Origin of the sequence: Streptomyces sp. DH12, from assembly GCF_020873895.1 — a bacterium.
In the GTDB taxonomy this organism is placed as follows: Bacteria; Actinomycetota; Actinomycetes; order Streptomycetales; family Streptomycetaceae; genus Streptomyces.
The window spans coordinates 1-397 of record NZ_JAHWGT010001590.1; the positions used below are offsets into that span (position 1 = coordinate 1).

The following is a 397-nucleotide window of genomic DNA, read 5'->3' on the forward strand; positions in this document are numbered from 1 at the left end:
GCACGCCGATGATGCGGTGCAGCCGGTCCGTGGCGTCCGCGGCCGCCGCGCGCAGGTCGGCCGCCGCCGCCCGGTGCCGTTCGGGCAGGTCCGGCGCCACCTGGAGGACGCCCGCCCGCAGCGCGAGCAGGCTCAGCTCGTGGCCGAGGGAGTCGTGCATGTCCTGCGCGATGCGCGCCCGCTCGCGCAGCCGCGCCCGCTCCTCGGCGAACCGCTGCTTCTCCTCCAGTCGGGCCGCCCGCAGCCAGCCGGCGGCGGTCAGCTCACGGCTCTGCCGCCAGTAGCGCCCGCCCCGCCAGGGCAGGACACCCCCGAAGCGGAGGGCGCCGGTCATCACCAGCCACGGCGGGACCGGATCGCCGCCGCCCAGCGCGATCCGCCCGGTGCCGACGGCGGC

General features: G+C 79.1%; 1 protein-coding gene. It reads right to left on the minus strand.

Going from position 1 to position 397, the window contains the following annotated elements:
* A partial coding sequence (locus LPA54_RS41230) for a histidine kinase (RefSeq protein ID WP_228985509.1) occupies positions 1-397 on the minus strand: 397 nt, incomplete at both ends.